Here is a 7577-nt window from a genome sequence, read left to right on the forward strand (position 1 = left end):
CAGAAGCCTCATGCTTGCCAGCCCTTCAGCTCTTCGTCTGGCAGGGGTTCAAAAAAACTTTGGTCGACATGGCCTTGCATGAACCCCAGCTGGCGCTTGGGCTTTGGATCTAGAGGTACGAGCTGGGCGATTGGTTTGCCATGGCGAGCCAGCACGATTCGATCGCCTGCTGCCACCCGAGCGAGCAAAGCCGAGAGGTGGGTCTTGGCCTGCTGAACATTGATGATCTGAGTCATCGAAAAAACAGACCAGAATTATCTGGTCAGATTAACCCAGCTTTCTGGCCCTTGGCTTTGGGGTGTTTAGTAAAAAGCCCCCGCCTGATCCGGGCGGGGGCTAGGAGTCAGGCGGCAGCCAGATTTGCTGCCACAAAGTCCCAGTTGACTAGCTTCTCAAGGAAGGTGGTCATGTAGTCGGGGCGGCGGTTCTGGTAGTCGAGGTAGTAAGCGTGCTCCCAGACATCCATGGTCAGCAGGGCAGTTTGACCGTGGGCCAGGGGCAGGTCGGCGTTGGCGGTTTTGGTGACCTTGAGGGTGCCGCCATCGAGCACCAACCAGGCCCAACCGCTGCCGAACTGGGTGGCACCGGCGGTTTTGAACTGCTCCACGAAGGCTTCGTAGCTGCCGAAGTCAGCGGTGATCTTCTCGGCCAGTGCGCCAGTGGGTTGGCCACCACCACCGGGCTTCATGCACTGCCAGTAGAAGCTGTGGTTCCAAACCTGGGCGGCGTTGTTGAACACACCGGCCTTGCCAGCATCACCGGCAACTGCCTTGACGGTGTCTTCGAGGCTTTTGCTTTCCAGGTCTGAGCCCGCCACCAGATTGTTGAGGTTGGTGACGTAGCCAGCGTGGTGCTTGCCGTGGTGAAACTCCAGGGTGGAGCGGGAAATATGGGGCTCGAGCTCATCGAGGCCGTAGGGCAGCGCGGGCAGCGTGTGGGCCATGGGTTCAAGTAGAGCGTTTTGCCGTGGGCAAATCTTACCGATGGCTTTTCGCTGCCCTGGCTGGGGGCAGATCGGTTAACCGCCCACTTTCAGTAATTCCACCTCAAAAATCAAGGTGGCGTTTGGCGGAATTACGCCGCCAGCACCGCGCTCGCCGTAGGCCAGATCCGGGGGAATTACCAATTTGCGCTTGCCGCCAACTTTCATCCCGGCCACGCCTTCATCCCATCCACGAATCACCCGGCCGCCGCCAAGGGGAAAGGAGAAGGGGCCCCGGCCATAGCTGCTGTCGAACTCCTTGCCGTTCTCGAGGGTGCCGCGGTAGTTGACGCTCACGGTTTGGCCGTTTACGGCCTCTGTCCCTTCACCTACTACTAAATCGGTGATGCTGAGGCCGCTGGGGGTGATGCGGGCCTTGGGGGAGGAGATGTCGCCGCCCAGGTCACTGGCTTGGGCGATGTCGGTTGCCATGGCAAAAAGGGTGGGGTTGGGATCTTCCGGATCGACTTCTAAACGGTTATTGATCGCGGGTGCGGCCACGGCATTCATGAAGCCGCTGGTTGTCTCTGCAGCGGGATTGGCCGCTGCCACGATGGTCGGGTTGACCAATTGACTCACCAGGGCCAGCAGCAGGCAGGCCACACACACGGCTGAGCTGATCAGGATGTCGCGCATGGCGAAGTGGCGAAATCGCGCCGGAAGATTGGCTGATTCTGCCTACCTGGCGCCCCTAGGCTCGCCGGCCATGGGCGGTGTTTCGGCTGGGTTAGTTGCTGGAGCGCTGGCGGGGCTGGCCCTGCCGCCGTTGGGTTTGCCTCCTCTGTTGTGGCTGGCCCTGGTGCCCCTTTGGTCATTTGCCGCTGCAGAGGGCGGCCAGCGGCGCCCAGCCATTGGTGCCGCTGCCATCTGGGGGGGGCTGGCGGTGCTGGTGAGCCACCGCTGGCTACTGGCCCTCCATCCCCTCGATTGGATTGGGGTTCCCATGGCCTTGAGCCTGCCGCTCTGTTGGTTGCTCTTGCTCTTCTGCGCGGCAGCTGGGGCGCTGCTGGTGGCTACCTGGGTTGCCCTGGCCCAGCGCCTGAATGGGGCTCGGCCCAGCACTGCCCTGCTGTTGTCTGGCCTCTGGGGGCTGGTGGAGGTGGCCCTGGCCAAGGGGCCCCTGTTTTGGATCGGCCTGGGCGGGGCGGCCCTGCCGGGCGACCGGGCCCTGGCGGGGTTGGCCAGTTGGGGGGGGGCTGGCCTGTTGGCGGCCGTGCAGTTGGCCATTGGCTGGTGCCTTTGGCAGCTTTGGCGGGCGGGCCCCGGCGGACGGCGCAAATGGGCCTCGATCAGCGCCCTGGTTGTGCTGGTCGCCCATGGACTAGGCGCCTGGGCCCTGGCGGCAATTCCCCTGGTGGGCTCAGCCACAGAAGAGGTGTTGGTGGTGCAGCCAGCAATCCCCACCCGCCAGAAGTTTCAAGCCGCCGAGCAGGCGCTGTTGGATAGGCGCCTGGCCCTGGGCCTCGAGGAGGGCCGGCGCCTGGGGGTGGTTGCGGTGCTTTTGCCGGAGGGGGCCATGGGGGTAGATCCCCTGTTGGCTGAGCCGGCACCGGTGCAGCTGATCAGCGGGGGGTTCCGCTGGCAGGAAAGGGGCAGGCAATGGGAGCAGCGCAGCAGCTTGCTGCGTTTTGAGCCAGGCGAGAGCAGGGCCGGCGCGGCCCTTGATAAACACCGTCTGGTGCCCTTGGGGGAATGGGTGCCCCTGGGCGGATTGCTGCGCTGGAGTGGCCTTTCGGCCGTCGGCGGCCTCGAACCAGGGGAGCCTTCGCGCTTGCTGCCCAGACCCCAGGGGGCAATTGGGGCGGCCATTTGCTACGAGCTATCCGATGGCTCGGCCCTGGCTGCAGCCACCAGGGAAGGGGCGCGCTGGTTGCTGGTGAGCGCCAACCTCGATCCCTATCCGCCCTTGCTGCAGGCCCAATTTGAGGCCCTGGCCCAGTTGCGGGCAATCGAAACCGGCCGGGCCCTGGTGAGTGTTGCCAACACCGGCCCCAGTGGCCTGATCAATGCCCGGGGCTTGGTGGTGACGAGGTTGCCGGTAAATGGGGCGGCCACCTCCCTGCTGAAGGTGCCCCAGCTCAGCGCCCTTACCCCCTACGACCGCTGGGGTGAAATGCCCCTGCTGGCCCTAACCCTGCTGGCGGGTCTGTGGAGGGTAAATCGGACCGGAGTGGCAAGAGGGGATCGCCCTAGGGGAGAGCCCTAGGGGCCCTTGGTGATTGCCAGATGGCAATTATTTTGTTGGTTATTACTCTTCGTCTGAACCACCCAAGGGGGTCAGCTTGATCTCGTTGCGGTTGAGCTTGATTTCGAACTGGTCACCTGGCTTGTAGCCCAGCTCTTCCATGTAGGCCATGCCAACCATCAAGTTGCCATTGAAGTGCACCTTGGCGGTATAGCTAAGGCTGCGGCCGCCTTTGCCCTTGCCGCGCTGATCGCCGAGGTTCAGGCCTTTTGCATCGAGGAGGGCTTCATAGAAGGCGGTGAAATTAAGCCTTTCGCTGCCGTCTTTTTTGGTGCTGACGTATCCGCAACTGCGAACCATGTCGGATTTGGAAGATTCGCCCAGCTCTCTTACTTTTGCTACAAGTTCAGCTCCGGTCAGCGCCATGCAGAAATTGCATAAGTTATGAAAAGGTTAACCCAAGGCTCAGGCACCCGAGAAGCATGATGAAATTGTCGATCACCCTCTGTTACTGCCGCCCCGGGCGATGGGCATACAGGAATAGAGGGTGATATCGAGGGTAAAATTTGAATGGAGCCAAGCGGATTCGAACCGCTGACCCCCTGCATGCCATGCAGGTGCTCTACCAGCTGAGCTATGGCCCCATAGTTACGTTTGGCGGGATGAACGCTGGTCGTTCTGCCTTGGCCCGAGGGCCTTGCCTGGCGTTAGCAGAGCTTACAACGCCAGGTCACACCTGGCGCCAGACGGCCACCAGTTTCCCCTGAACGGCCACCTGTTCTGCCGGGACCACGATCGGTTCGTAGGCCGGGTTGGCGGCCTCGAGATGTACCTCGCTGCCCTTGCGATGGAAGTGTTTGAGGGTGGTGCCACTGCCCGGCACAAGGGCGCTCACGATCGTTCCCGCCTTGATCCGGCTTGGGTCGGTTACGGGCTCCATCAGCACCACATCACCGTCGGCAATGTGGGCATCCACCATCGAGTCTCCGTTCACGGTTAGGGCGAACAGGCCCCTTGTTTCCAGCACGGGGGCGAGGTCGAGCCGCTCGCTTACGTCGTCGAAGGTGTCGATTAGGCCCCCTGCGGCCACCGAGCCCAGCACGGGGATGCCGCCCGTCAGGCCGCCAAGAAGCTGCAGGGTCCGGGCCTGGCCCTCTTGCCAGGTAATCCAGCCCTTCTGTTGGAGGTGGCGCAGGCGGCTCTGGATCGGGGCCGGTGAGCGCAGGCCCATGGCCTCCATCATCTGGCGGATGGAGGGGCTGTGGCGGTTGTTGCCGATGTAGTCGCTCAACCAGTCGTAGAGCTCCTGCTGGGCCGAGGTGAGGGCTTCTTGGTCGGGGTGACGCACGGCGGGGGATTGGCTCAGGGAAGGGGGCAGCGCGAATGGACGCGCGGGGCCTAGCTAATACAGATGTACCGCCTTCCGGGCGTTTTGTCTAGCTTTTGGTCCCGATCTGCCAGCTGCCCTGTTAGTTGGCCAGTAGGGCGGCGAGCAGGGCCTGTTGGGCGTGCAGGCGGTTTTCGGCCTGGTCGAACACCCTGCTGCTGGAGCCTTCCATGGCGCCTGCGCTGATTTCTTCGCCCCTGTGGGCAGGCAGGCAGTGGAGCACGATCGCCCGGCCATCGGCTTCTGCCACCAGGTCTTCACTGAGGCACCAGCCCGCGAAGGCCTCTTCCCTGGTCGACTGTTCCTGTTCCTGGCCCATGGAGGCCCAGACGTCGGTGTAGAGGCCATGGGCGCCCCGCACCGTGGCGACGGGGTCGTGCAGCACCTCTATCTGGCAATGGCCTGCCGCCAGCTTGCGGGCCTGCTCCAGCACCGCTGCACTTGGTTCAAAACCCCTGGGGCAGCCAATCCGCACGTTCACCCCCAGCAGGGCACCGCAGAGCATGAGGGAATGGGCCACGTTGTTGCCATCGCCCACGTAGGCCATGGTCAGGCCTGGCAGGTCGTTGAAGGCTTCCTGCAGGGTGAGGTAATCGGCCAGGGCCTGGCAGGGATGCTCCAGGTCGGTGAGGGCATTGATTACGGGAATGGAGGCCCAATGGGCATATTCGGCCAGCTCCTCCTGGGCGAAGGTGCGAATTGCCAGCGCATCCACGTAGCGGCTCAATACCCGGGCGGTGTCGGCCACCGGTTCGCCCCTACCCACCTGGCTTACCTGGGGATTGAGATCAATGGTTTGCCCGCCTAGGCGGGCCATTGCCACCGTGAAGCTGACCCGGGTGCGGGTGGAGGCCTTGCTGAAGATCAGGCCGAGACAGCGGCCACCAAGGTGGATGGTTGTGCGCTCCGCCTTGAGGTCGGCGGCGAGCCGCAGCAGCTGCCTGGTCTGATCAGCGGTGATGTCCGCCGAAGAGAGGAAGTCACTCCCCTGGAGTTCCGCCAAGGCGGGGTAGCCGCTGCTGGCAGCCATCGGCCTATGTCAAAGAACCCTTATCCGGGATTGGGGGCCCCGCCGTCAAGTGTTTTGGTTCAGGCGGGCACTGCTCCGGGCAGGATTGAGGAGGCGAGCAGGTCCTTGAGTTCATCTCCTTCGATCACCTCTTTCTCGAGGATTTTTTGGGAGATTGACTCGAGCAGGCCGCGGTTGTGGCGCAGGATGTCGAGGGCCCTGCCGTGGGCTGAATCCACCAGGCCGCGCACCTCCTTGTCGATTGCCTGGGCCGTGGCATCACTGACAACCCGGCGGGGATTGCCGCCGCCACCAAGGAAGCGGCTACCCCCCTGCTTGTCGTAGGCGAGGGGGCCGAGGGTTTCGCTCATGCCGAAGGTGCCAACCATTTGCTCGGCGATGTCGGTGGCCCGTTGCAGATCATTGGCGGCACCGGTTGTGACCTCACCAAAGACAATTTCCTCGGCGCTGCGGCCGCCCAGCAGGGTGGCGATCTGGCCCTCGAGGTCTTCCTTGGAATTGAGGAAGCGCTCTTCGGTGGGGAGCTGGAGGGTGTAGCCCAGGGCGCTCATGCCGCGGGGCACAATCGAAATCTTGGCAACCTTGCTGCCGCCTGGCATCAGGTGCCCGACGATGGCGTGCCCCACTTCATGGTAGGCCACCACCCTTTTCTCATCGTCCTGCAGGACCCGGCTCTTTTTCTCCAGGCCAGCCACCACCCGCTCGATAGCCTCATTGAGGTCGCCCTGTTCCACTTCGGTGCGGTAGGAGCGGGCGGCCAATAGGGCAGCTTCATTTACCAGGTTGGCCAGGTCAGCACCGGCAAAGCCACTGGTGGCCTGGGCAATTTTGTCGAGGTCAACGGCGCTGGAGAGCTTCACCTTTTTGGCGTAGATATCCAGGATCAATTTGCGGCCGGAAAGGTCTGGGCGATCGACCAGCACCTGGCGGTCGAAGCGGCCCGGGCGCAGTAGCGCCGCGTCGAGGGTTTCCGGTTGGTTGGTGGCCGCAAGCACGATCACCGGTTTGTCCTGGCCGGCGAAACCGTCCATTTCGGTGAGCAGTTGGTTGAGGGTCTGCTCACGTTCGTCGTTGCCGCCCACCACTCCCATTGAGCCGGAACGGCTCTTGCCGATCGCGTCAAGTTCGTCGATGAAGATGATGCAAGGGGCCTTTTTCTTGGCCTCTTCAAACAGGTCGCGCACCCGGGCTGCGCCAGCCCCCACGAATAGCTCGACGAATTCCGAGCCGGAAATAATGAAAAAGGCCACGCCCGCTTCACCGGCTACAGCCTTGGAGAGCAGGGTTTTGCCCGTGCCAGGGGGGCCCACCAGCAGCACACCCTTGGGGATGCGGGCGCCAATGGCGGCATAGCGCTCGGGCTTCTTCAGAAAATCGACGATCTCGGCCAGTTCGGCCTTTGCCTCATCCACGCCAGCCACGTCGGCGAAGGTGACCCTCGACTCCTCATCGGGCACGTAAACCTTGGCCTTGCTCTTGGTGAAGCTCAGGGCCCCCTGGGCACCGCCCATCTGGCGGCGGGCAAAGAACTGAAGCACCAGGATGAAGATCAGGGGGGGCACCACCCAGCTCAGGGCGGTGGTGATGAAGCTGGGACGCTTGGGCGGAGCGGCCGCAAATTCCACCCCATGGGCCTCGAGCCTCTGTGGCAGATCCATGTCGAAGATCGGCGTGGTGGCGAGAACGGATGGCGCCCCGTCTTCCACGGTGGTGAGTTCGTAGCGGATCTGGTCTTGGGTGATGAAGGCCCGTTTGACGTTGTTGCCGTTGACCTGGTCAATGAACAGGGAATAGGGCACCCGCGGCACCTGGGTCGCCGGATTTGGCAGGAAGTTGCTAACTAGCAGCAGCACGCCGAAGCCGATCAGGATGATGTTGATCAAGCCGAATCGCCGCGTGGGGCGGTTGTCGTCCTGGCGGATCGCCATTTTGCGGCTGCTCTTGGTGCGACCAAGCTAGGGCCGCTGCTCACCCCGCTGAATTGATTCCCGGT

At 63.0% G+C, this 7577-nt stretch carries 8 protein-coding genes and 1 tRNA gene; 1 reads left to right on the top strand and 8 read right to left on the bottom strand.

All coding sequences use genetic code 11. The features are described 5' to 3' along the window. Positions 1-8: 8 nt before the first annotated feature. From KBY58_RS01060 to KBY58_RS01070, 3 genes are all read right to left on the bottom strand, one after another. Positions 9-236: a type II toxin-antitoxin system Phd/YefM family antitoxin gene (locus tag KBY58_RS01060; RefSeq protein WP_255002356.1), complete on the bottom strand. Its 228-nt coding sequence runs from the start codon at positions 234-236 to the stop codon at positions 9-11. Between the two features lie 107 nt (positions 237-343). Beyond that, positions 344-943 carry a superoxide dismutase gene (locus tag KBY58_RS01065; RefSeq protein WP_254933827.1) on the bottom strand — a complete coding sequence of 200 codons (600 nt, stop codon included), beginning with the start codon at positions 941-943 and terminating at the stop codon, positions 344-346. 75 nt (positions 944-1018) lie between these two features. Then, a complete protein-coding gene (locus KBY58_RS01070) occupies positions 1019-1618 on the bottom strand; it encodes an FKBP-type peptidyl-prolyl cis-trans isomerase (RefSeq protein ID WP_255002358.1) in 600 nt (199 codons plus the stop codon). 28 nt (positions 1619-1646) lie between these two features. Here KBY58_RS01070 and KBY58_RS01075 point away from each other — a divergent pair, with 28 nt between their 5' ends. Then, a complete protein-coding gene (locus KBY58_RS01075; RefSeq protein WP_255002359.1) occupies positions 1647-3188 on the top strand; it encodes an apolipoprotein N-acyltransferase in 1542 nt (513 codons plus the stop codon). 42 nt (positions 3189-3230) lie between these two features. Here the strand turns inward: KBY58_RS01075 and KBY58_RS01080 are convergent, their stop codons facing one another. From KBY58_RS01080 to ftsH, 5 genes are all read right to left on the bottom strand, one after another. Then, positions 3231-3593, bottom strand: coding sequence for an AbrB family transcriptional regulator (locus KBY58_RS01080; RefSeq protein WP_254933824.1), 363 nt, complete (start codon positions 3591-3593; stop codon positions 3231-3233). A 145-nt stretch (positions 3594-3738) separates the two neighbouring features. Then, positions 3739-3811, bottom strand: a tRNA-Ala gene (locus KBY58_RS01085). Positions 3812-3897: 86 nt separating this feature from the next. Then, positions 3898-4515, bottom strand: coding sequence for a transcriptional repressor LexA (gene lexA, locus KBY58_RS01090; RefSeq protein WP_255002360.1), 618 nt, complete (start codon positions 4513-4515; stop codon positions 3898-3900). 121 nt (positions 4516-4636) lie between these two features. Beyond that, positions 4637-5584: an ornithine carbamoyltransferase gene (gene argF, locus KBY58_RS01095; RefSeq protein WP_255002361.1), complete on the bottom strand. Its 948-nt coding sequence runs from the start codon at positions 5582-5584 to the stop codon at positions 4637-4639. Positions 5585-5643: 59 nt separating this feature from the next. Next, the gene (gene ftsH, locus KBY58_RS01100; RefSeq protein WP_255002362.1) at positions 5644-7512 is read right to left on the bottom strand and encodes an ATP-dependent zinc metalloprotease FtsH; all 1869 of its coding nucleotides are present in this window, start codon (positions 7510-7512) and stop codon (positions 5644-5646) included. Positions 7513-7577 lie beyond the last annotated feature (65 nt).

The organism is Cyanobium sp. HWJ4-Hawea (assembly GCF_024345815.1).
In the GTDB taxonomy this organism is placed as follows: domain Bacteria; phylum Cyanobacteriota; class Cyanobacteriia; order PCC-6307; family Cyanobiaceae; genus Cyanobium_A.

Excerpts from the sequence above, each read along its gene's own strand:
- KBY58_RS01080 (WP_254933824.1), bottom strand. The coding sequence starts at position 3,593 with ATGGCGCTGACCGGAGCTGAACTTGTAGCAAAAGTAAGAGAGCTGGGC.
- KBY58_RS01065 (WP_254933827.1), bottom strand. The coding sequence starts at position 943 with ATGGCCCACACGCTGCCCGCGCTGCCCTACGGCCTCGATGAGCTCGAG.
- KBY58_RS01060 (WP_255002356.1), bottom strand. The coding sequence starts at position 236 with ATGACTCAGATCATCAATGTTCAGCAGGCCAAGACCCACCTCTCGGCT.
- KBY58_RS01070 (WP_255002358.1), bottom strand. The coding sequence starts at position 1,618 with ATGCGCGACATCCTGATCAGCTCAGCCGTGTGTGTGGCCTGCCTGCTG.
- argF (WP_255002361.1), bottom strand. The coding sequence starts at position 5,584 with ATGGCTGCCAGCAGCGGCTACCCCGCCTTGGCGGAACTCCAGGGGAGT.
- ftsH (WP_255002362.1), bottom strand. The coding sequence starts at position 7,512 with ATGGCGATCCGCCAGGACGACAACCGCCCCACGCGGCGATTCGGCTTG.